Annotated in this window: 17 protein-coding genes and 1 other annotated feature; all 17 genes read right to left on the minus strand. The window is 42.3% G+C overall.

What is annotated here, in order from left to right:
• Positions 1-4: 4 nt before the first annotated feature.
• Positions 5-1,381, minus strand: a complete 1,377-nt coding sequence (locus PGLA_RS00120) for a bifunctional folylpolyglutamate synthase/dihydrofolate synthase (RefSeq protein ID WP_068527093.1) — start codon at positions 1,379-1,381, stop codon at positions 5-7.
• Between the two features lie 37 nt (positions 1,382-1,418).
• Positions 1,419-4,085 (minus strand): valine--tRNA ligase, encoded by a 2,667-nt coding sequence (locus PGLA_RS00125; protein WP_068527095.1) that lies wholly within the window; start codon positions 4,083-4,085, stop codon positions 1,419-1,421.
• A 60-nt stretch (positions 4,086-4,145) separates the two neighbouring features.
• Positions 4,146-4,425, minus strand: a binding site (T-box leader).
• A gap of 121 nt (positions 4,426-4,546) precedes the next feature.
• Positions 4,547-5,731, minus strand: coding sequence for a LysM peptidoglycan-binding domain-containing protein (locus PGLA_RS28695; protein WP_068527098.1), 1,185 nt, complete (start codon positions 5,729-5,731; stop codon positions 4,547-4,549).
• Between the two features lie 128 nt (positions 5,732-5,859).
• On the minus strand, positions 5,860-6,759 hold the full coding sequence (locus PGLA_RS00140; RefSeq protein WP_068527100.1) for an RluA family pseudouridine synthase: 900 nt from the start codon (positions 6,757-6,759) through the stop codon (positions 5,860-5,862).
• Positions 6,756-8,057, minus strand: coding sequence for a glutamate-1-semialdehyde 2,1-aminomutase (hemL, locus tag PGLA_RS00145; RefSeq protein ID WP_211269477.1), 1,302 nt, complete (start codon positions 8,055-8,057; stop codon positions 6,756-6,758). Before hemL ends, PGLA_RS00140 begins: the two co-directional genes overlap by 4 nt.
• 30 nt (positions 8,058-8,087) lie before the next feature.
• On the minus strand, positions 8,088-9,089 hold the full coding sequence (gene hemB / locus PGLA_RS00150; RefSeq protein ID WP_068527102.1) for a porphobilinogen synthase: 1,002 nt from the start codon (positions 9,087-9,089) through the stop codon (positions 8,088-8,090).
• A 316-nt stretch (positions 9,090-9,405) separates the two neighbouring features.
• Positions 9,406-10,962, minus strand: coding sequence for a uroporphyrinogen-III C-methyltransferase (gene cobA / locus PGLA_RS00155; protein ID WP_068527189.1), 1,557 nt, complete (start codon positions 10,960-10,962; stop codon positions 9,406-9,408).
• A gap of 13 nt (positions 10,963-10,975) precedes the next feature.
• Complete coding sequence (gene hemC / locus PGLA_RS00160; RefSeq protein ID WP_068527105.1) at positions 10,976-11,932, minus strand: hydroxymethylbilane synthase; 957 nt, start codon at positions 11,930-11,932, stop codon at positions 10,976-10,978.
• Between the two features lie 3 nt (positions 11,933-11,935).
• Positions 11,936-12,583, minus strand: a complete 648-nt coding sequence (locus tag PGLA_RS00165; RefSeq protein WP_068527106.1) for a precorrin-2 dehydrogenase/sirohydrochlorin ferrochelatase family protein — start codon at positions 12,581-12,583, stop codon at positions 11,936-11,938.
• Between the two features lie 10 nt (positions 12,584-12,593).
• Positions 12,594-13,421 (minus strand): cytochrome c biogenesis protein CcsA, encoded by an 828-nt coding sequence (ccsA, locus tag PGLA_RS00170; RefSeq protein WP_068527108.1) that lies wholly within the window; start codon positions 13,419-13,421, stop codon positions 12,594-12,596.
• Positions 13,422-13,437: 16 nt separating this feature from the next.
• Positions 13,438-14,832, minus strand: coding sequence for a glutamyl-tRNA reductase (hemA, locus tag PGLA_RS00175; RefSeq protein ID WP_068527110.1), 1,395 nt, complete (start codon positions 14,830-14,832; stop codon positions 13,438-13,440).
• A gap of 207 nt (positions 14,833-15,039) precedes the next feature.
• Positions 15,040-15,561, minus strand: a complete 522-nt coding sequence (locus tag PGLA_RS00180) for a hypothetical protein (RefSeq protein WP_068527112.1) — start codon at positions 15,559-15,561, stop codon at positions 15,040-15,042.
• A gap of 110 nt (positions 15,562-15,671) precedes the next feature.
• On the minus strand, positions 15,672-16,073 hold the full coding sequence (gene speD / locus PGLA_RS00185; protein WP_068527114.1) for an adenosylmethionine decarboxylase: 402 nt from the start codon (positions 16,071-16,073) through the stop codon (positions 15,672-15,674).
• A 274-nt stretch (positions 16,074-16,347) separates the two neighbouring features.
• Complete coding sequence (locus tag PGLA_RS00190; RefSeq protein WP_068527116.1) at positions 16,348-16,935, minus strand: non-ribosomal peptide synthetase module; 588 nt, start codon at positions 16,933-16,935, stop codon at positions 16,348-16,350.
• Positions 16,936-17,144: 209 nt separating this feature from the next.
• Complete coding sequence (yihA, locus tag PGLA_RS00195; RefSeq protein WP_068527118.1) at positions 17,145-17,777, minus strand: ribosome biogenesis GTP-binding protein YihA/YsxC; 633 nt, start codon at positions 17,775-17,777, stop codon at positions 17,145-17,147.
• 17 nt (positions 17,778-17,794) lie between these two features.
• Positions 17,795-20,131, minus strand: a complete 2,337-nt coding sequence (gene lon, locus PGLA_RS00200; RefSeq protein ID WP_068527120.1) for an endopeptidase La — start codon at positions 20,129-20,131, stop codon at positions 17,795-17,797.
• Between the two features lie 88 nt (positions 20,132-20,219).
• On the minus strand, positions 20,220-21,956 hold the full coding sequence (gene lonB, locus PGLA_RS00205) for an ATP-dependent protease LonB (protein WP_068527122.1): 1,737 nt from the start codon (positions 21,954-21,956) through the stop codon (positions 20,220-20,222).
• Between the last annotated feature and the right edge of the window lie 8 nt (positions 21,957-21,964).

Below are 21,964 nucleotides of genomic sequence, written 5' to 3' on the forward strand. Positions count from 1 at the left end.
TTATTCACCAACCTTTTTCAGAATCGGATAGATTTAAGAGAGACCCTCGCACGTCGGCAATTAAATATAATGTACCGGATACCACTCCAAGATCCGCCTCTTCCGTCCGTAACTTTAATTTCTCTAACGCTATTCGCCAATCAGGTTCTACTATAATTTGCAAGTTAGGTTTGCCGTATATAGGCTTCAGCTGTTCCACAATCTCTAACAGCTTATTCACGTCCATTTTCTTGCGAAAATCCGGTTCAGTCAGAATAAGCGTATCCACTATAGGAAGTATATGCTTCAAGTAGGATTCATGATGCTTATTTGACAACATCCCCATCATCAAATTTAATGATTGATATTCATAGTACTGAGGAAGACTCTTCACAAGAGTCTCTGCACCCTCTGGATTATGCGCTCCATCCAGTACAATCCTTGGAAATGTCCCTATTTCCTCTAGTCGTCCTGCCCATACCGTACTTCGGAATCCTTGAAGGACCTCTTCATCATCCATAACGAATGCCATGTACTGTCTAAGAACTTCAAGCACCATCATAGCAGCTGAAGCATTCGCGATCTGATGCTCACCTTTCATTCCAATCTCGATATCCATCGAGCGGAAAGGTCCACTAAAATGAAAAGATTGCATACTAGACTCATAGTTTAGCTGTTCATACGAGAATTGCTCTCCCGCTAGATATAACGTTGAATGGTTTCTTTTAGCTGCTGCTCTTAGCACCTCTACAACCTCAGGCTGATTCGCACAACTAACAACGGGAACACCATGTTTAATAATTCCCGCTTTTTCCGTAGCAATTTCTTGTAGCGTATCTCCTAGAATATCCGTATGATCTAAGCCCACATTCGTAATAACCGAAACAACCGGATTCACAATATTTGTTACGTCCAGTCTACCCCCAAGACCCGTCTCCCATACCACAACGTCAGGTACGCAAATCTCTGCATAATACAGAATAGCAAGGGCCGTGGACACCTCAAACATCGTCGGTGAACCAAGATCTGTTAGCGCTATATTGTCTACCACAGGACGCAAACGATTCGTGAGATCAAGCAATGTATCTTCGGGAATATCATCGCCATTATATTGAAAGCGATTGGTGAATTTCGTGATGTATGGCGATGTGAACGTTCCTACAGAATATCCTGTTTCTAACAGGACTTTAGTTAAAAAGGCACAAGTAGAGCCTTTCCCATTCGTTCCCGCTACATGAATAAATTTGAGCCTACGCTGTGGTTGCCCAAGTTGTTCCATCATCATTTCCATTCTAGACAAGCCTGGTCTGATCCCAAAAGGGATTAAACCATTAATCCAATTAACTGCTTCTTCATAAGTTGTAAGAGGAGTCTTACTTGCGGCTCCAATATGATCCCCCATACTATCTCACCTTCAGGTCTATGAAATGGTTGCTATGTTATCCTTTGAGTTCTTCGATTCTAGCCAACACTTTGCTGCGTTTATCTGAATAATCTGCTTGTTTCGCACGTTCCTCATCAATAACTTTGGCAGGGGCCTTAGCGACAAACCCTTGATTGCTGAGTTTCTTCTCAACCCGATCTACCTCATCATTTAATGTTTGCACTTCTTTTTCAAGACGTGCAATCTCTTGCGCGATATCAATTAATCCAGCCAAAGGCAAGTACAATTCAGCACCGCTCACAACAGCTATCATGGATTTCTCTGGAGCTGGAATATCAACACCTACTTCAAAGCTAGATGTGTTGCAGAAACGTTTCACGTAATTCTCATTACGACTCACAATGCCGAACACGTCTGCACTTCCTGCTTTAACGATTAATTCCACTTTTTTACTCATCGGTACATTAACTTCAGCGCGGATATTACGCACCGTGCGGATGATATCCATCAACATGTTCATTTCGTTAACCGATTCTACATTCTCAAAAGACGAGTTATACTCCGGCCATGCAGCCAGTGTAATTGTATCCCCTTCATGAGGAAGATGCTGCCATATTTCTTCAGAAATGAACGGCATAAATGGATGAATCAAACGAAGGGTACGATCAAGGACATACGCAAGAACTGATTTCGTATTCTTCTTAGCAACTTCGTCTTCACCGTATAAGGACAATTTAGCAATCTCAATATACCAATCGCAAAGGTCATCCCATATAAAGTTGTACAACAGTCGTCCTGTCTCACCAAAGTCGTAAGCATCTATTAGACGCGTGATATCCCGTGAAGTTTCGTTTAATCGATGAAGAATCCAACGGTCAGACGTTTGTAAATCTCCACTGATATCGATATCTTCGAATTTGAAACCTTCTAGATTCATGAGAGCAAATCGAGAAGCATTCCATATTTTGTTGGCAAAATTACGGGCCTGTTCTACACGTTCCCAGCGGAAACGAAGATCTTGACCCGGTGTGCTACCTGTTGAAATCATATAACGCATCGCATCCGCGCCATATTTCTCAATAACTTCTAATGGATCCACTCCGTTACCGAGAGACTTAGACATTTTCAGTCCATCCGAATCTCTCACAAGACCATGCATCAATACATCTTTGAATGGAATCTCATCCGTGAATTCAAGCGCGGTAAAGATCATTCTCGCTACCCAGAAGTAAATGATGTCATATCCAGTAACAAGCACATTCGTGGAATAGTAACGTTTCAAGTCTTCCGTATCGTCAGGCCATCCAAGCGTTGAGAACGGCCACAGCGCTGAGCTGAACCACGTATCAAGTACGTCTTCATCCTGTCTTAGTTCAGTACTTCCACATTTGGAACATACCGTTACTTCCTCATGGGCTACATGAAGTTCATCACAAGATTCACAGAACCAAGCTGGGATGCGATGCCCCCACCAAAGTTGTCTTGATATACACCAATCGCGTACATTCTCGATCCAATTTAAATAGGTCTTCTCGAATCGGTCAGGTACGAAATTGACACCTTTACCTGACTTCTGTACTTCAATGGCCTTATCTGCCAATGGCTTCATCTTAACAAACCATTGCGTAGAGAGATAAGGTTCTACTACAGCACCTGTTCGTTCACTATGTCCAACCTGATGAACATGATCCTCGATATTAATTAGGACACCTTGTTCTTGTAGATCCTTAACGATCTGCTTGCGGCAGTCACTACGATCCAAACCTTCATATGGACCGGCTAAACCATTCATTGTGCCTGTATCGTCCATTACACTAATCTGCTCCAATTGATGACGTTGTCCTACTTCAAAGTCATTTGGATCATGAGCAGGGGTAATCTTAACTGCACCACTTCCGAATTCTTGATCAACATATTCGTCAGCGATAATCGGTATTTCACGATCAACGATCGGGAGAAGAACCATTTTGCCAATCATATCTTTATACCGTTCATCCTTAGGATGAACAGCAATAGCCGTATCACCTAACATCGTCTCAGGACGTGTAGTTGCGACAGTAATATGACCGCTACCATCTTTCAAGGCATATTTCAGATGATAGAGATGTCCTTGTACCTCTTTATGCTCTACTTCAATATCAGAAAGAGCCGTCCGTGCAACGGGATCCCAGTTAATGATATATTTACCTCGATAAATAAGACCCTTCTTATAAAGATTCACGAACACTTCACGAACCGCTTTGGAAAGACCCTCATCTAATGTGAAGCGTTCCTTGGAGTAATCAAGAGATAAGCCCATCTTCGCCCATTGTTCATGGATTGTATTGGCATACTGATCCTTCCATTCCCACACTTGATTCAGAAACTTTTCTCTTCCCAAATCATAACGTGATAATCCTTGCGCACGTAACTTCTGTTCAACTTTCGTCTGTGTAGCGATACCGGCGTGGTCGGTTCCAGGAAGCCATAAAGCGTCATAGCCCTGCATCCGTTTCGTACGAATTAGAATATCCTGCATCGTGAAATCCATAGCATGACCTATATGAAGCATACCTGTCACGTTAGGTGGCGGAATGACAATCGTATAAGGCTCTGCTTCTGGTCGTTGACCTGCTTTGAAAAATTCACCCTCTATCCAATATTTATACCATTTATTCTCGGCAGATTTCGGGTCATACGTTGTTGGCATTTCAATCGTTGTCTTCGTCTCATTATCCGTCATATTAAGTTACCCTCCATTACATCTTCAGAATATCTAAAAACACAAAAAAACCTATCGCCCTCAAAGGACGAAAGGTTAACTTTCGCGGTACCACCTTTGTTTCGTGTATGCTGAATAATAAGCCGGTATATCCCACCCAAGCTTATAAACATACAAATCACGACACTCATACAGATAACGGCTGCTACCGGCCATATTCTAAACATGAGGATATCCTCATGGATTCAAAAAGGCAACTCCAGGGCGACTTTCGCTTGTCTGCATCCTGCGGAATCTTCCAGCGTTGCAATTCCGCTCTCTGTAGGGCATACCAACTACTCTTCCCGTTCACAGTTTATTGTTAAATATTCTATTGTTATAATAACGTTCATATGGCTAGTAGTCAACTTCCTTCCATCTCAAAACCCCCGCACATGAGAAAATGTACGGGGGTTCATCCTAACTAGAAATACATATACATGTTATGGAATGTAAAGAATTTGTCCTTCTTCGATCGTCTGCTCTGATAAACGATTATATAACAACAGTTCTCTAGGACTCAATTGATAACGGTCAGCAATAAGATCAAGCGTCTCTTCTTTTTGTACGATACACAGACGGACCTTACTGAATGGTGTTTTCTCAGAGGTACCACCAAGGAAAAGGCTCTTCCACTGCACATCTTCACGAATAGAATGATCTTGATTGTTTTCCTGCGCTATGAGCTGTTCCTCATGTGCTTGTAGCTCCTGATCTCTTAACGTTCGTAATCGACTAGAGGTCAGTATTGAAGATAAGCCAACGTTATCTTGCGAAGTTGCTGGCAATTCTTTTTTGCTGCCTAAACCGATTCTCAACTCTGCTTTCTCTTCGTTCTGTACGAATTCAGGAGATTCAACAACAGGAGTTAGATCCTCCTCCAACAATTCATTGTCTAACGAATGTAGGGTGGAATGTTCATTCTCATCATGCAAGATTGGTTCTACAACGATTTCGTTTACCGTAAAATGTTCCTTGTCATCTTTCAATCCAATATTCCACACATTAGAGTGGTCTTTCTGACGAGCAAGTTCGTCCTCCGTATGTAGCACCGATGTACTATCCATTTCAGTGCCATGATCATCTCGAGAAACCAACACTTCAGATCCGCTTATCCCTAACACTTGCTCCTCCGATGATACCACATTCCCATAAGCTACATCTTCTACTAAAGGTCGAGAAGACTCGCTGTGATCCAAATGCAGATCCGGAGAATGAACTACTGTGAAATCTTCCGCATTCCAGGATGCCGCATCATTTACGAAAGATTCAATCCCCCGCAAAGATAGCACACCTGTAATGTTAAGACTCCTCTTGGACAATAGATCCACATCGAAATTTTCAATTTCAACACCAATCTCATCCAAAGAGGTTACACGGTTAAGTGGAACGGTTATTTCAACTGGAATATAATGTTCCAACCGTTCAGTAGCGTTCTCCTCACCTTCACCTCTGTACAAACCTGTTAGTATCAAATGACCTCGGAGTGCAGCTTGATCTTCCTGGCTAATCACCTGAATATACGGTAACAGCTCAATCTCTTCAAGCTCCGCAATTCCAGCCACTTCTTCTGACAGTTGAACGCGTTCATAAATATCAAAGCGCAAACCGTAGGACTGGTCAAACACAGGTAACGTCCTCCTTTCGGCATATTATAACCATGAGTTCACTCACGGCATGAGCCCATTATTCTTAACTCATTTTATCTATATGCTATAAAAAGTAGAGCATGCCTTTTTTACCATTATCCTTTGGTTTACGTTCGTAGAATATTCTGTAAATCGTTCAGATCAGTAGGCCACGGATCATCAATTTCTATATACTCTCTCGTAAATGGATGAGTGAAACATAATTTCTCTCCGTGAAGTGCTTGCCTTTTAATAAGCCCAATACTACCTCCATACAACAAATCACCTAACAAAGGATGACCCAAATGACTCAAATGGACACGTATTTGATGCGTACGCCCCGTATCCAGTTCAAGATGAACAAGACTTGCACCTGTGAATTTCTCTTCGACACGTACACGAGTGATCGCAGATTGCCCTGTAGGAGAAACACGTCTGCGCTGAGCGTGGTGTCGATCCTTGCCGATCGGTAGATCAATCACCGATAAACTTGATCTGACATTTCCTTCAACAAAGGCGATATACTTTCGCTCAATGTTCTTCAAGCGCATGTCTTCATCTAGCCTCAGTTGAGCCCATTCATTCTTTGCATAGAGTACGGGTCCAGACGTATCCTGATCAAGTCTATGAATATGTCTAACCGCTACCTCTTCACCCATTCCTTCAAAATGCGCAGCAACAACATGATCGAGTGTAACCTCACCCTTGCGTCCATCCGGGTGAATCGTCATTCCAGCTGGTTTGTGTACTACTAAACAGAAATCATCCTCATAAAGAACCTCTAGCTCCTGCCAGATCGAATCGATACCTAGAGGACGAGAAGGAAAAAGAGCCAGCCGTAGCCGAGCTCCACTCCATTGAATCTTCTTCTCATGTGTAAGTCTTCGTAATAACTTCTCAGGCATACCAACGGCGTTGGTTAACCATATCATTGTCTCCGCGTCACGGTCTTCAGCTTCAAGGATAGCTTTTCCGGGATTGAGTTCTAACCATTCCCCACGCCGCGTCCATTTAACTTGATTTCTCATAGAGCCTTAAGCGCGTTATAATTCGCTTCAATCGTTAAATCGATATCTTCAACACTATGTGCTGCTGATACGAACATTCCCTCGAATTGTGATGGAGCAACACTCACACCATTGTTAATCATAGCCGCAAAATAACGACGGAACATATCGCTATTGCTACTCTTCGCAGTATCAAAGTTAGTCACTGGTGCATCCGTAAAGAATGGGCATATCATAGATCCTACGCGATTGATTGTAACCGGAATTCCAAGTTCTTTAGCATTCCGTTCAAATCCAGCCTGTAACCGAGCCGCACGTTCTTCCAATTGCTTATATACTTCCGGCGTGAGTAACTTAAGTGTCGTGTAACCAGCAGCCATAGCCAACGGATTCCCACTTAGTGTTCCTGCTTGATAGATCGGTCCTGATGGAGAAACCTGTTCCATAATTTCACGTTTACCACCATAGGCACCTACTGGAAGTCCCCCACCAATTACTTTTCCAAGGCATGTTAGATCTGGCGTTATTCCAAATAATCCTTGTGCACACTCAAGGTCCACACGGAACCCTGTCATGACTTCATCAAAGATGAGTAAGCTACCATATTTCGTCGTTAGATCACGTAACCCTTGTAGAAATCCAGGTAGCGGAGGTACAACCCCCATATTACCGGCAATCGGCTCAACAATGACACATGCGAGCTCTTCACCGAAATGCTCAAATGCTACCTTCGCAGATTCAAGATCATTATAAGGAACCGTAATCGTATTTAACGCAACGCCTTCCGGTACACCAGGACTATCAGGTAATCCTAATGTCGCTACACCAGAACCTGCTTTGATCAGAAGACTGTCAGCGTGTCCGTGGTAAGAACCTTCAAATTTCAAAATTTTGCTCCTACCCGTTACACCACGAGCAAGGCGAATCGCGCTCATCGTAGCTTCGGTACCCGAATTAACCATCCGTACGATATCGATCGAAGGAACTCTCTCACATACTGTCTTCGCCATCTCGGTCTCTATCAAGGTTGGTGCACCAAAGCTCGTCCCTTTCAAGGCAACTTCCCGAATGGCAGAGATTACTTCTGGATGGGCATGACCCATAATCAAAGGCCCCCATGAACACACGTAATCAAGAAAACTATTGCCATCGATATCATAAATACGAGAACCTTCCCCACGCTCAACATAAATCGGAGTTAATCCTACACTTTTAAATGCACGAACAGGGCTATTAACTCCCCCTGGAATATACTTTTTAGCTATTTCAAAGGCGGCACTTGAAGCCTCTTCTTTACGATTCCCAGACAAATTGCTCATTCTCGCCACTCCTATCATTCATAGTGAAATCTACTTCTCAGTCAACCAACCAGCCATGTCTTTAGCGAAGTATGTGATGATAATGTCTGCACCCGCGCGCTTCATGCCTGTAAGCATTTCCTGTACAATGGCTTTCTCATTAATCCAACCCTGTTGTGCTGCAGCTTTCACCATCGAATACTCACCACTGACGTTGTAAGCAACTAGAGGGAGATCGAATTGATCCTTAATCATTCGGATGATATCCAAATAGGCTAGCGCCGGCTTCACCATCAGCATGTCAGCACCTTCAAGCACGTCTGACTCCGCTTCTCTGAGCGCTTCTCTTGCATTCGCAGGGTCCATTTGATATGTTTTACGATCTCCGAACTGGGGAGCCGAATCAGCTGCTTCTCGGAATGGGCCATAGAACGCAGATGCGTATTTTACTGAATAAGACATGATCGGGATGTTTTTGAACCCCGCTTCATCAAGACCTTCACGTATCGCTTGTACAAATCCATCCATCATATTAGAAGGAGCGATGATATCCGCTCCCGCTTTCGCTTGAGATACAGCGGTCTTAACAAGCAGACCAAGAGACTCATCATTTAGCACATCTCCATGGATATGGCCATCATGTTCAAACGTATGTACCATTCCACAATGTCCATGATCCGTAAATTCACACAAGCATGTATCCGCAATAACCAGCAATTCTGGATACCAACTTTTTATTAGACGTGTTGCTTCTTGTACGATACCATCGTCAGCAAATCCAGAAGATCCGATACTATCCTTTGTTGCCGGAATACCGAACAATAGTACAGCTGGAATCCCTAATGACGCAATGTAATCCACTTCACTCTTCAACGTATCAAGAGAGAAATGATACACGCCAGGCATGGATGAAATTTCGTTCTTAATATTCGTTCCGTGCGTTACGAAGATAGGTTGTACCAAGTCCTGTACATTTAGAACCGTCTCCCGCACCATACTACGTATACCCACAGATTGACGTAAGCGACGATGTCGCACTAATGGAAAGCTCATAGTTGTTGACCTCCTGAAAGTTTTTTAGCGTAATCTTCGTGCTTCACATCGAAAAACTCACTTCGGAAGCATGTATTTAAATTTTTCGAGCATATGCTTCTTGGGTACTTCGAGAAAAATACTTCGAAAGCATGTATTTAGTATTTAGAAACAGATTCGTGTAAGATCACCACTACGGTAACGGATTGTCCTTCCGATCGCTGTTGCCCTCTGATTTCTTGATTGGATACCGCCTTTAGCTGTAGAAATCCAATGTCAAGCTTATGCTTCCGATGTAGCTTTCCCAAGAAAAGCTTGTAGGCGAACGCTATCGCTTCTACAGTTCGCTAGGTCTATCACCTAAAGCATTCCAAGCACATAATGACTGAATCAGACTATCAATCGTCGCTTCTTCCGCAATTCGGCCAACCGTTAGTCCCGCATCCTCTGCGGTCTTAGCAGTAATTTCTCCAATACAGAAGGTTTCAACACCTTCCAAATGTTTAATAGGGTCTTGAATACCCATACGTTTCATAATGGCAAGAAAATTGGTTACCGTTGAAGAACTAGTAAAAGTAATAGCATGAATGCCACTATCATTAAACATTCTTAACAATTCATCATCATCTTCACCCGTAATAACGGTATGGTATGTCACCGTATTTGTTACATCCAGCCCCATCTCCGTAAGCTTCTCAGGGAGCCACAATCTACCCTTATCCCCTCGTGGCAGAAGAACCTTTTGTCCTGCCTCTAATCGATCCCCGAACATCTCTACTATTCCTTCTGCTTGGAATCTCTCAGGGAGTTGTTCAGGGATGATTGAACGGACCTTTAAAGCCTTAGCTGTAGCTGGACCTACGGCTACAATCTTAGCCCGATGTAATGAACGAATATCTAGCCCATGCTCTTGTAAATGTTGAAAGAAGAACTCCACGCCATTCACACTCGTAAAGAAAATCCAATCATAAGTATCTAATTTGGAAAATGACTTTTCTATATTTAATATTTCAATCGGATCTGACGGTTTTACCGTCTCTATGACTGGAAACTCATAGGATTCCCCGCCTAGTTCTTCAATTCTATTCGCTAGCTCACTTACTTGCGAACGAGCGCGGGTCACGAGTATTCGTTTGCCGAAGAGTGGCATGTATTCTGCCCACATTAACTTTTCACGTTGCAATACTACGTCACCCACGACGATAACGGCAGGAGCCTGGAAATTCGCAGCTTTCACCTTATCTTCAATATCCGCAAGCGTCCCAGTCAGTGTCTCCTGCTCCGCACGAGTTCCCCATCGCACAAGCGCAACCGGGGTAGTCTCTTGGCGTCCATTCGCGATCAATTGCTGACTAATGTATCCTATTTTGGCAACCCCCATCAAAAAAATGAGCGTACCTGTAGCATTCGCTAACTTGTCCCATTGAATCATTCGGTCGAGCTTATCAGGGCTCTCATGCCCTGTAATAATCGAAAATGAAGAAGCCATATCACGGTGAGTCACAGGAATACCTGCGTACGCTGGCACACTTATCGCCGAAGTTATGCCCGGAATGATCTCATATCGTATTCCATTTTCTCTAAGTAGTTCTGCTTCCTCACCAACACGTCCAAAAACAGTTGGGTCTCCGCCCTTTAACCTTGTTACCGTTTTACCCTCCAAAGCAAGATCGACCAACAATTGATTAATCTCTTCTTGCTTCATCGTATGACGGTCTGGAAGTTTACCAACATATACCTTCTCCGCACCAGATCTCATGGATTGTAACAATCTTGGATTTGCCAACCGATCATACACAACCACATCTGCCTTCTTGATACATTCCAATCCTTTGACTGTAATCAGACCAGCATCTCCCGGTCCTGCCCCAACTAGATACACTTTCCCATTCATTAACGACATTACGTTATCCCCTAACTTGTGCCAATATATTCTCCGCTCCTTGAGCAATTAATCGATCTGCAACTTCAAGTCCAAGCTTCTCGGGATCTATTCCTGTTACAGTCTCTTTTAAAATGATGTCCCCATCAGGAGAACCCACCATACCCGTTAATTGTATAACTTTGGATCCCGTTTGGGAATGATCCGATGGATCGTTCACCCACACCGCATGAGCACCAATCGGAACTTGGCATCCACCATTCAGTGCGCTTAGAAACGTCCGTTCTGCCGCTACCGTCAGCGAAGTAAGTTCATCATTATAAAGTAAAAGAAGTGTGCGAAGTTCATCATCATTTTCACGACATTCAATACCTAGCGCACCTTGGCCTACAGCTGGAAGACATACATCTACCGAAAGATACGATGTGACACGGTCTTCCCAACCCATTCGATAAAGGCCCGCGGCAGCAAGTAGGATAGCGTCGAATTCTCCATTCTCAAGTTTGCGAAGTCGAGAGTCAATATTGCCTCGGATAAACTCTAATTGTAAATCTGGGCGATATGCCTTGAGCTGACTAGAACGTCGTAAACTACTTGTACCAACCTTAGCTCCTTGAGGTAATTGGTCTAGATTCAAACCTCCTACGGAGATGAGACAATCACGTGAATCTACACGAACTGGGATAGCGCCATTGATCAGACCGTCCGGCAACTCTGAGGGCATATCCTTCATGCTATGTACAGCCATGTCGATTTCTTTATCAAGCATCGCCTGTTCAATCTCCTTAACAAACAAACCTTTACCGCCAACTTTTGAAAGAGTTACATCTAGAATGCGATCTCCTTTCGTAACAATCTTTTTAACTTCGAATTGAAAATCGAACCCATGCTCATCACTAAGATTCTGTAACGCATCAATGACTTGTCCTGTTTGCGTTAAAGCCAGTACACTTTGTCTGCTACCTACCACAATCGTCCGCATTACTTAATCCTCCTCATTCTTCACAATCCATCGTTGTATTTGAGTTTCATTCCACGCCTTGAAGATGCCATGTCTGATCTCCTCAAGAATAGGATATTCTGTTAATTTTCTTAATAACGTATGGCGTCGCTTGGGTGAATCCACCCGTTTCTTAATCTCTGTACGCATCATGTAAAGGAACTCTAGATAAATCTCATATTCATCCCCATATTGTTCATTCAAAAGCTTACAAATACTACTCGCTACTACCGGTCCCGCACCTTCAGTGGATACAGCAATAGTTAGCCGTCCTCGCCTCATGACTGCCGGATTTATAAACGTACTCTCCTCTACATGGCTTGCAACATTAACGGGAATCCCGTTCATCTTAGCTTCCTCAGCTATTTGCTGATTCACCATCGCTTGGTCTGTTGCAGCATGTACAATCCAATACCTCTTTGTATCACCGCCAGCAAACACTCTTGCTTCCCACACAATGCGGTTAGCAACATATAACATGAATAACCCTTGAGTGAGTTCTGGGCTAATAACGGTTACCTTAGCTTTTGCTTCAAGGAGTGCTTGGGTCTTTCTTTCTGCAATCATTCCCCCACCTACAACAAGACAGGGGTGATCTTCACAGTCTAACAATATAGGAATATACCCCGCCATAGCACTCTCCTCACACTCCCGTCCACCAATGAAAATTAGACCATGAATTTAACAAGAGATTGATGATGATAATCACATATCCAAATAATGCCCATTTAGACATCATGACACCTGAATTTTGCTTAGATCTTCTTTTAACAAAATAATAACTAAAAATACCTAGTCCTATGAAAGTCGTTACTACTTTAAAATCCAATAGCAACTCCAATCTCCCTTCAGAAACAATTGAGAGTACAGCTACAATTAGTGACACCGCTAAGAGAGGGGTTCCTACCAACATGCCATAGTAGGACAATTTATCCATCATTTCAAGACTTGGCAGGCGTCTCATCGTGTCATTCCATTTCTTGTTCTTTAATTTCTTATGAAGAAATAAATACATAGCAGCAAACACAGCTGCCACTGTAAATGACACAACGCTCAGATTGGCCAGGATAATGTGAAACACTAACAATCCGTGCACCCCTTGCCAATTGCTTAATGGATTATTGCTGAAGTCAAACCTTAAATGATTGAGCACAAGAACACAGAAACCAATCACAGTAAATAAAAGGACTGTAATTTCAGATTTCTGAATGAAGCTCATCAGCAATGAAGCCACTACAAGAATAAAAGCAAACATGAATAAGAAGTCATAGAGCGTCACAATGGGTACGACTCGTTCCTGCCAAGTTCGAATCCCCAAAACCGTAACCTGCAATACTAACACAATAATAAGAAGCCCTGTGCCCATCCGCTTCGCACTCGAATTGCGACGAATGCAATCCGAGAAAAAAAACAGAAGGCTCAGGGCATAAATATAAATGCCTATATCATAAATCATACTTACTAACCACATTTTCATTCACCCGCCTTTACAGGCTGGCCGGCATCAGGGATGCCTTAGAGAGAGATGACATGATCTCAGAAGATTTGCTTGAAGCACTTACAGCTGACTTTTTGGAAACAACCATTAGATCTTTATCATCGATTTTATCACTCATCTGATCCTCTAAAGCAAATATTTGCGTAAAGAAATCCAACGCCTCATTTCCCTGCTTCTCACCTGTCATTTCCTTAATTCGATTTATCGGATCATGCATCATTTGATTCACTATACTTTTCGTTAACCGACGAATCACCTTTCGTTGATGATCATCCAGTTCTGGGAGTTTATTGAATAAGCTTTCCATCGTATCTTCATGAATAGAGTTAGACTTTTCTTGTAGAGCCCTAATGGCCGGTCTAACACCAAGTGTCTTCAACCACTGATGAAACACAATGATCTCTTCCTTGATCATCATTTCAATCTTAACCGCTTCCCCACGACGCATTTCAAGATTACTCTCCACGATACCTTCTAAATCATCAATATCATATAGAAACACATTCTGAAGATCACCAATGACTGGATCTATGTCCCGCGGTACCGCAATATCAATGATAAAGAGTGGACGTGATTGCCGATTCTTCATACTTTCCTTCACCTGTGAAGACGTCAATATATATTCTTTAGCACCCGTAGAGCTAATTAGAATATCGACTTCATCCAAACGGTTGACGGCTGTTTCAAGCGTACATGGCGTTCCGTTGAATTTAATGGCTACCTCTTCTGCTCTAGACAGTGTACGGTTTGCCACAATCACTTCATCAGCACCATTGGCATACAAGTGTTTCACCGTTAACTCGCTCATTTTACCGGCACCAAGAATTAACACTTTCTTATCTGTAAACAAACCAAAAATCCGTTTACCCAGTTCCACCGCAGCATAACTTATGGATACTGCGCTTTCTCCAATAGTTGTCTCAGAATGAACTCTTTTACCAAGGGTAACCGCTTGTTTAAATAACATATTGAACCAAACACCTGTAGCATTATTCTCTTGGGATTGTAAAAAAGCACTCCGGACTTGGCCTAAAATTTGTGTTTCTCCAAGAACCATGGAATCTAGACTACATGTCACCCGGAACAAATGAGAAATCGCCTGTTCATCTTCATATATATATAGATGACTCGTAAATTCTTCACGTGAGATTCCGAACCATTGCTCCATAAAACTACGTATAAAGTAGCCGCACATGTGTAACCGATCAACGACCACATAAATTTCTGTGCGATTGCAAGTTGCAACAATGACTCCCTCTAAGACACTCTTAGTTAGTTTTAAATGGCGCAAAGCCTCCGGTAAATCTTTATCTGCGAATGTAAATTTCTCCCTCACTTCCACAGGCGCCGTGCGATAATTTAATCCTACAACGACGATGTGCATTACGTTTGTCACCTGCCTCAACTATAATGAGATATTTGGAATATTATATCGAAAATTCAAACTTTTATTTTTAGAATCATTATGTTAATTATATCACACTTGTTCAACACGTCATGTCGATTTTTTGACATGTTTATGAACCCATTCTTCTTCCCTATTGTTAGTAGTATTTTCTGTATCTATACCTCTCACCCTAACCCAACATATCTATTTCAATGTAAGCTCGTCTAATTGATTTCCCAACTGATTTAATTGATCGGATTGAGTCGAATCAATATGATTACTACTATTTACAAGAAGACTGTAAATGGGTAACACTTCAGCAAATTTGGTGCTGAAGTCCACAAGAAAATCGCGTTCCTTTTGACTAAGCGGACGTTCTCCACCGATCTGCCAACTTGTAATCAGATTTACCAATTCACTAATGGCTGGTAAAGATTCCAGTTCATTCACCCCAAACGCTCTAACCATACGTTCATGACTAAAGTTAGCGGCGTAAGCAGCCAATTTAAGCCCAGCTAACTGTCCCGTAGCACTCATATGAACAGCCTCCATCAAGGATGAATTCAATATCCCCATTTGGAAGTCAGCGACCTCAAAGAGCATCTGACTAGCATCCACTTTCTCCTCATTTGGCTTGAACATCCGATACCCCTGATAAAGTAGACTTCCAACTAATATCAATATCACACAAAGGAATAAGAAATCCTTGTTCTTTCTACGTTTCAATCTCAACGCCCCCTTGTCTCATAAATACCTATTTAACATTGTATGGGGGTGTAAAAAAACAAATAACCATGGAATCTCCATGGTCATTGTATATAAGAATTATAGTGACGTTATTTTACGAGCTCGACCGGTTGCATTCCAGGTGTTTCTACCGTCATTTCTCCTAAACCACGCACAAGCTTTTTAGCATAAGTTTTGTCCGGTTTCAATACGGATACCAGGTAATCAATAGCCAATTGTGGATCTACCGTTTCCCCGCAGGTATAACAATCAATAGCTGCAAAACCTCTCTCAGGATAAGTATGAATCGAGAGATGACTTTCTGATAGTAATACTAGTACAGTAGCACCTTGTGGTTCAAACTGCTTAGATTGCACGGACATTACCGTTGCCCCACATGCCTCCGCAGCCTCCACCATTTGATTCTGCAGAAATTCTGCACTGTTAAGCATTTCAAAATCGACACCCCAAGCATCTACAGCAACGTGTCTTCCGAAAGTCGAATATTCCATCTTTCGGTTTCCCCCTTCCTAGGAATAAAATGTTTGAAAAATTTCATCCGCTAGGACCTACGTCATTCACTTCTCGAGGGAATAATCTCTCGTAACATAATGTCCTGAGTGAATCCTGGTTCCTAATATTCTTTTCAACGAGATTAAAAATAACATCTATTGCTATTAAATGCAATACCTTTTTTAAAGAATTTCATATTTATACTATGCTAACACCATAAAAAAGGAACTCCTTTCGCAAACGAAAAGAGTTCCCTTTATATAAATCGTTATATCAAGCTTCCATTGCAAACCATTTGGCAGTACCCAATCGAAGCTTCTCATCAATAAATTTAATCTCATTATTGCTAACAGCTTTATTGCGTTGATCAAGCCAAAAATCAATATCTTTGTAAGTTACAGTAATTTCTTCTTCTACTCCTGTTTTCTGAAACAATTGCTCCAGATCATTCAGTGTTTGTTTATGTTCAAATACTAAACGGATACCTTCAGAAGTAATTTCTTCAATCCTTTGCACCGATCCATGCACATAATAATACTTCATTGTGAATCCTTGATAAATACGATTAACGACTCCATCACCTTTATAAGTCATGAAAAGTTTACGGACCGCATTAGTTAATCGAGGGTTTACCAAGCGGCATGATAACTCACAGAGGTATACACCATCCTTGCATACAATAGGTAAATGAACTTCCTCCCCACTCACATCCACGAGCACAATTTCTTGTTCTCCGCTTTCTAACACTTTCACTTTAGGATGTACAAACAAGTGTTCCATCGAATTCAGTAACTGATTCATTTGAAGTTCTGTTAATTGTAAATTGGCTTTTACATATTCTGTGGCTAACCGCTGAGCCATAAAAATCTCCTCAATTCTTTGTCTCAATACTTAATATTATTATACAGCAATCCTATAATATATTTCTTGTTAACAAATCATTGATTTTCCACCATATTTCATAAAAAAACCGCATTAATCCCGATTATATTATGAATTTCATATAGGATGCTCACTTTCATAGCTGAAAAACGCTGAATCCCTACGTCATCCAATGAAAAATAGTCATTCTATAGTTCAGGAGAAGCTTCTGGGGAGCTTTCTTCCTCATGAATTGTCGCCTTTGCATGAGCATTAATAATGCCCCATAGCTCATCTTTACCCAAGCCCGTCTCAGATGAAAACAAGACCATAGGATGGTCAATTCTCAGACTCAAGCTTTCTTTCATTTGCTTAATATGTTTCGCCCAACGACTGCGTGGAATCTTGTCCGCTTTCGTAGCCACAACACAAACAGGCAAATCATAATGCGATATCCAATCATACATAACCATATCGTCTTTGGATGGCGGATGCCTTAAATCCAGAATAAGTAACAGTAACTTTAATGGATCTCTATTTAATAGATATCCTTCAATCATCGCTCCCCATGCCTGCCGTTGTGTTTTGGACACCTTGGCAAATCCATAGCCGGGAAAATCGACCAAATACAGTTCATCGTTAATACGGTAATAATTTAATTGCTGGGTTTTACCCGGTGTAGAACTTGTACGCGCTAAGTTCTTACGATTGATCATTTTGTTAATGAGTGACGACTTACCCACATTGGAACGCCCTGCCAGAGCAATCTCTGGCAAGGCGTCCTCCGGGTATTGACTAGCGCCTACAGCACTAATCACAAACTCGGATTTAGTTACTTTCATAATTTAATAATTCCTCTCTAGTTCACTCCCGTATGGTCCACAAGCGCATGTTGCAGAACCTGATCCATATGCGATACAGGTATAAATTCCACTTCATTCTTTATGCTGTCTGGAATCTCACTTAAATCCCGTTCATTATCTTTAGGGAGTAGAATTTTTTTGTAGCCTGCACGATGAGCGGCAAGTGATTTCTCTTTCAGTCCACCGATGGGTAATACACGTCCACGCAAGGTGATTTCACCTGTCATAGCCACATCCTTGGATACATGCCTCTTCGTCAAAGCAGATATTAAAGCAGTCGCAATGGTAATCCCTGCTGAAGGCCCATCCTTGGGAATGGCTCCTTCAGGAATATGAATGTGAATATCATTTTTTTCATGAAAATCAGCTTGAATACCTAACTCTTCTGATTTGGAACGAGTATAGCTAAATGCCGCTTGTGCTGATTCTTTCATCACATCACCCAATTGGCCTGTTAACGTCAGTTTACCCGAACCCGGGACAACTGTCACCTCAATCATAAGAGTCTCCCCGCCAACCTCTGTCCAAGCAAGCCCTGCCACCGTTCCAATCTGGTCCTCAAGGTCAGCAACACCATGACGGAATTTAGCAATACCTAGATGGACTTTAACGTCATCTGATGTCACAGAAATAATGGATTCCTCTTGTGACACGATTATTTTGGCAGCTTTACGGCACAATGCCGCAATTTGCTGTTCTAGGTTCCGCACTCCAGATTCCCGAGTATATTCACGTATCACTTTTAGTAATGCATCTTCTTCAATCTGTAACTGATCAGCCTCTAGCCCATGTTCGCGCTTTTGCTTCGGCAGTAAGTACCGCTTAACAATCTGTAACTTCTCAAGCTCTGTATATCCTGGTATATGAAGTACTTCCATACGATCCAGAAGAGGTCTTGGGATATTGTGTATGGCATTGGCTGTCGTAATAAACATGACTTGAGATAAGTCAAAAGGTACTTCAATAAAATGATCGCTAAACGTATTATTCTGCTCTGGATCAAGCACTTCAAGCAGAGCCGAGGAAGGGTCTCCTCTGAAATCAGCCGCCATTTTATCAATTTCATCTAAAAGGAATACCGGATTTAGCGAACCAGCCGTCTTCATTCCCTGAACGATACGCCCCGGCATAGCACCCACATACGTACGACGATGCCCTCGAATTTCCGCTTCATCCCTTACGCCACCTAAAGACATACGGACAAATTGACGATCTAAAGATCGAGCTATCGAACGTGCTAGTGATGTTTTCCCAACACCCGGAGGACCAACAAGACAAAGAATAGGCCCCTTCATTTTCTTAACCAACTTCTGAACAGCAAGATACTCTAGAACACGTTCCTTCGGTTTATCAAGACCATAATGATCCTCATTCAGAACATCTTCCGCCTTCTGAATATCGAGATCATCCTCCGTCTTGTTCGTCCAAGGTAAACTTAATAACCAATCCACATAGTTACGGATCACTCCGCCTTCTGCTGAACTTGTTGGCATTTTCTCAAGTCGGTCAATTTCCTTCTCAACTTTCTCCTGCACCTTCTCTGGAAGGTCCTTCTCCTCTAACTGCCCACGAAGGTCATCAACTTCGCCAGCCCGACCTTCCTTCTCACCTAGTTCTTTCTGTATCGCCTTCATTTGTTCACGTAGATAATATTCCTTTTGGGTCTTTTCCATCTGCTTCTTAACCCGCTGGCTGATTTTACGCTCCAATTCAAGTACTTCACGTTCATTATTCAGAATATCAAGTAATTTCTCGAGCCGTTGTCGAACATCAATCGTCTCTAAAATTTCTTGTTTATCTTTAATCTTCAGCGTCAAATGACTCGTAATAACGTCCGATAATCGACCTGGTTCTTCAATATCCGAGACAGCGTCTAGCGTCTCTGGCGTAACCTTCTTTGATAAATTAATATAATGCTCGAACTGACTGAGCACGGTACGCATCAAAGCATTTATTTCAGGATCATCATTCTCCTGCTCCGGAAGTTCACGAGCAATAACCTCGTAATACTCCTCGTTATCTGTATACTGAAGAACTTCCGCTCGCTCCATTCCTTCTATTAGCACACGAATGGTTCCATTCGGAAGTTTCAACATTTGTCTCACTTTCGCCACTGTACCAATTCGAAATATATCATCTTGTGTTGGTTCTTCAATGTTCACTTCGGATTGAGAACAAAGGAGAATCAAGTTATCTTCTATCATAGCTTTCTCCAAAGCCTTGACCGATTTCTCGCGACCCACATCGAGATGAAGCACCATGCTTGGGTATACAAGAAGTCCTCTCAAAGGCAATAACGGAAAACGACGACCTTTGGGTTTACTAGTACCCATCGCTTTCGCACCTCCAGTTGCTCTCTTTAGGTTATGCATCTTATATATTTTAACAAAAAACAACTTGAAACACCAATAAACTGCTGTATTAAAAGCTTCCCGAATCTGTTACTTGACCAGGTCGAACTAATTTAGCATGGAGATACGACGAAGGGACATCTGCAAAACCATCCGCAATCTCCGGGAGTAACGTTTCATTTAAATTATTAACCAACTCTTTACCGAATACATGCTGAAAAACTTCCTGAATAGATTCTACTGGGATAACTTGTAATCCATTAAGACCCGCAAACAGCGATTGCCAATTGTCCTTAGGTATTAAAACGGTTGTTGCACCAGCTTGAAATGCAGCTTCAACCTTGGCAATAACCCCTCCAATCGGCTTTACCTTTCCGTGGATACTGATCTCACCGGTCATGGCAATACGATGATCAATAGGAATCCGTTTCACAGCTGACACGATAGCTGTAGCCATTGCAATACCCGCAGATGGTCCATCAATTGGCGTGCCCCCTGGAAAGTTAATATGCAGTTGATAATCACTTGAATCAAGACCCATTAAACGAAGAACGGTAAGCACATTCTCTACAGAGCCCTTAGCCATACTTTTACGACGGATCGTCCGTGAAGCTCCGCCGATTTCTTCCTCTTCAACTACACCCGTTACATTAAATGTGCCTTGTCCCTTAGGAACTTGTGTAGCAGATACTTCAATTTCGAGTAAAGTACCCATATTCGGCCCGTAGACCGCAAGTCCATTAACTACACCTATTTGAGGATACATGGCGATTTTGTGATCAGGACGAGGTTGAAGTTGGCTACTGTTGGCAACCCACTCCACATCTGATGCTTCCAATGAATCTCTCTTCTCCGTAAGAGCTAATCCTGCCGCAAGTTGAATAATATTGACAGCCTCTCTTCCGTTCGTAGCATATTGTTTCACTACTTCTACAGCAGATGGACACGGAGTAAGGCCAATCTTCTGGATGGCATCTTCCGCAATCCTACCGATTTCCTCCACTAATAAGGGACGGAAGTAAATTTCCATACAACGAGACCGAAGCGCCGGAGGGATTTCATGTGGAGAACGAGTCGTTGCCCCCACAAGTCTGAAATCCGCAGGCAACCCATTCTGAAAAATATCATGAATGTATGCTGGCGTATTATTATCCTCAGAGTTATAATATGCACTCTCTAAGAGAACCTTGCGGTCTTCTAGTACCTTTAACAATTTATTTAATTGGATGGAATGCAATTCGCCAATTTCATCGATAAACAATATCCCACCATGTGCCTTAGTCACTGCTCCTGGTTTAGGTTGAGGTATACCTGCAACGCCCATAGAACCTGCACCTTGATAGATTGGATCATGAACAGACCCAATGAGGGGGTCTGCAATTCCGCGTTCGTCAAAACGAGCCGTTGTTGCATCTATTTCCGTAAATTTAGCTTCACTTTTAAAAGGAGATGCTGGATTCTTCTTCGCCTCCTGCATAACTACACGTGCTGCAGCTGTTTTCCCTACTCCCGGCGGTCCATATATAATGACATGCTGAGGGTTAGCACTGCATAATGCCGCCTTCAAAGCACGCAGTCCATCCTTTTGCCCTACGATATCCTGTATCGATTGAGGTCGGGTTTTCTCTGCAAGAGGTTTGGTGAGTGAAACAGATCTTAGTTTCCGTAATTTCTCTAACTCTTTCCTCGACTCCCTGTCGACCGCTGTACGGTTGGTCTTCTGACCACGCAATAGATTCCAGAAGTAAATTCCGATTACAACACCAAAGAACAATTGAACTAGCATAAATATCATAGAAAAATTCATGGTCATCC

This window comes from Paenibacillus glacialis, from assembly GCF_001637205.1.
Lineage (GTDB): Bacteria > Bacillota > Bacilli > Paenibacillales > Paenibacillaceae > Paenibacillus_AQ > Paenibacillus_AQ glacialis.

What these genes read in the sequence shown, in the direction of transcription:
- PGLA_RS00165 (WP_068527106.1), bottom strand. Translation starts at nt 12,583, where the DNA reads ATGGCGGGGTATATTCCTATATTGTTAGACTGTGAAGATCACCCCTGT.
- cobA (WP_068527189.1), bottom strand. Translation starts at nt 10,962, where the DNA reads ATGAATGGGAAAGTGTATCTAGTTGGGGCAGGACCGGGAGATGCTGGT.
- hemL (WP_211269477.1), bottom strand. Translation starts at nt 8,057, where the DNA reads ATGAGCAATTTGTCTGGGAATCGTAAAGAAGAGGCTTCAAGTGCCGCC.
- ccsA (WP_068527108.1), bottom strand. Translation starts at nt 13,421, where the DNA reads ATGTGGTTAGTAAGTATGATTTATGATATAGGCATTTATATTTATGCC.
- hemB (WP_068527102.1), bottom strand. Translation starts at nt 9,089, where the DNA reads ATGAGCTTTCCATTAGTGCGACATCGTCGCTTACGTCAATCTGTGGGT.
- PGLA_RS00125 (WP_068527095.1), bottom strand. Translation starts at nt 4,085, where the DNA reads ATGACGGATAATGAGACGAAGACAACGATTGAAATGCCAACAACGTAT.
- yihA (WP_068527118.1), bottom strand. Translation starts at nt 17,777, where the DNA reads ATGAAAGTAACTAAATCCGAGTTTGTGATTAGTGCTGTAGGCGCTAGT.
- lon (WP_068527120.1), bottom strand. Translation starts at nt 20,131, where the DNA reads ATGGGTACTAGTAAACCCAAAGGTCGTCGTTTTCCGTTATTGCCTTTG.
- PGLA_RS00120 (WP_068527093.1), bottom strand. Translation starts at nt 1,381, where the DNA reads ATGGGGGATCATATTGGAGCCGCAAGTAAGACTCCTCTTACAACTTAT.
- speD (WP_068527114.1), bottom strand. Translation starts at nt 16,073, where the DNA reads ATGGAATATTCGACTTTCGGAAGACACGTTGCTGTAGATGCTTGGGGT.
- PGLA_RS00190 (WP_068527116.1), bottom strand. Translation starts at nt 16,935, where the DNA reads ATGGCTCAGCGGTTAGCCACAGAATATGTAAAAGCCAATTTACAATTA.
- PGLA_RS00140 (WP_068527100.1), bottom strand. Translation starts at nt 6,759, where the DNA reads ATGAGAAATCAAGTTAAATGGACGCGGCGTGGGGAATGGTTAGAACTC.
- hemC (WP_068527105.1), bottom strand. Translation starts at nt 11,932, where the DNA reads ATGCGGACGATTGTGGTAGGTAGCAGACAAAGTGTACTGGCTTTAACG.
- lonB (WP_068527122.1), bottom strand. Translation starts at nt 21,956, where the DNA reads ATGAATTTTTCTATGATATTTATGCTAGTTCAATTGTTCTTTGGTGTT.
- hemA (WP_068527110.1), bottom strand. Translation starts at nt 14,832, where the DNA reads ATGCACATCGTCGTTGTAGGATTAAATTATCGCACGGCGCCTGTGGAA.